We start from the raw sequence: 1,672 nt of genomic DNA, 5'->3' as shown, positions 1-1,672 counted from the left end.
TGGCGACTACGTACCAGTTGTTGATTAAGATTTGGTCGGCATTTGTCATAATTGTCTCCTAGTTTTACCAGCCAGCAAGGCGTAAGTCAGAAAATCTGACATTATTTAATTTGGTATTGCTGAATTAAGGTCTTATTTTCAGATAAGGCGATCGCTCCTATGTAAGATAGACTGAAAAATCACCTTATATTTACTGTAACCAAAGTTGTAATCTTTGTTCATCCCAGTTTAATAGATTGGCTAGTTCTTCTATCTCTCGCTGAAAATGCTTCATAAGTTTTAATCGCAGTTCAGGGTCAATTTTCTTTGGTCGTTGAGGTTGTCCGAATTTTCCTATATCATAAAATAAAAATTTGACCAAATCGGCATAAGAACTACTTTCTAATTTGTTCACAAAATGAGGATACTTGCAAAAAAACGACCGAACTGCAATATTAGGAAGTGGTTTTGAAGGATTTTTCACTTTTATTTCTGCTGGAAAGTTAGGGTCTACTCCTAAGAATTCAAGAGTTTGGCGGTAAGTCTTAGCTGTATCTTTGACAAATTCATTAAAGAGAATTATATGAAGATTTTCCTTACCAAAAATCTGGAGGTATCTTCTTACTTGAGCCGAATACTTTACCCAATCAAAATAAAGTAAGAATTTTATTTCCTTGCGTGATTTTGGTAGTTTGCTACCTTTCTTTCGCTCTTCTTGAGCGGCTAAAGCTTCGCCAAAATCTAAAATATCTTCGTCTTTCCATAACAAAAAATCCCCATGCAAAGAATAAAGCATATCGGGAGGATTGCGAAGCATAATTATTATTTTTGCATCAGAACAAAATTCTTTTATCTGTTGAGCTGCTACTTCAGAATATAGATATTCAGGAGATGATTCTCCTATATATTTAGCATTACCTGCTGAGTCAAAAAGCTGTAAATAATTAGAAATTTCTTTGATTTTCCCCGCAAAACAATCAATATCGCGAGAGAAATAATGAGGTTCTTTTTGGGAAGACATGAAAATTTCAGGATGTTGACCCAAGTAGTTGTGCATGGATGTAGTTCCACATTTAGGAGCACCAACAACAAATAAATTTGGTTTTTTCATAAGGATATCCGGTAAGTGGGAAACTCAGTGGCTTTAGCCCTGAGAGGAAAGCGACACGGGCGGTTTTAACCGCGGGGAATCAACAAGTAGTTTTTTTGTTCTTTAATTAATAAATCCGCGAATGTCTTTAAGAAAATCTAAAGTGTCTTTTAGCATTATAATGGCTTCTCCATACTTTCTGTAGTTCTTAACTTGCTCAATTGGCGATAAGTGGGCAACTCTGGATCTAAGCTTCGCATCATTGGAGCCTGATTCAACAGCCGCTTCATCAATCCTATTGGGGTAATCATTATGTAAAATAAAACCCCTAAAATAATTCGTGTTTGTATCCGACCTAAAACAAGTCCAATCCTCATCCAGTTTTTGTAAACAAAATTTAAAGTTGCGGGTGTGAGTTGATGCCCCAATCCCATCCAAACGGAGGTGGTTGCCCACTATCCTACACCATCTAAGCACAAAATGGCAGCACGCTCAACCAGATGGGCATGGCTGTGATAAACGAGCTAAATCCTTTTGGCGCATGGGCTAAATAGGTTTCCAACAATCGCTCGAACTTGACTAATGGCTTGTCGTAAAAAACAA

General features: G+C 37.0%; 2 protein-coding genes. Both read right to left on the bottom strand.

Annotation, left to right across the window (positions count from 1 at the left end; all coding sequences use genetic code 11):
- Positions 1-190 precede the first annotated feature (190 nt).
- Positions 191-1,090, bottom strand: a complete 900-nt coding sequence (locus tag ACIR131C_RS23490; RefSeq protein WP_051347459.1) for a sulfotransferase family protein — start codon at positions 1,088-1,090, stop codon at positions 191-193.
- A gap of 155 nt (positions 1,091-1,245) precedes the next feature.
- Positions 1,246-1,503 (bottom strand): SxtJ family membrane protein, encoded by a 258-nt coding sequence (locus ACIR131C_RS27405; RefSeq protein WP_051347458.1) that lies wholly within the window; start codon positions 1,501-1,503, stop codon positions 1,246-1,248.
- Between the last annotated feature and the right edge of the window lie 169 nt (positions 1,504-1,672).

The organism is Dolichospermum circinale AWQC131C (assembly GCF_000426905.1).
GTDB lineage: Bacteria > Cyanobacteriota > Cyanobacteriia > Cyanobacteriales > Nostocaceae > Dolichospermum > Dolichospermum circinale.
The sequence above is the reverse complement of the archived record's forward strand: the minus strand, read 5'-3'. Positions and strand labels throughout refer to the sequence as shown.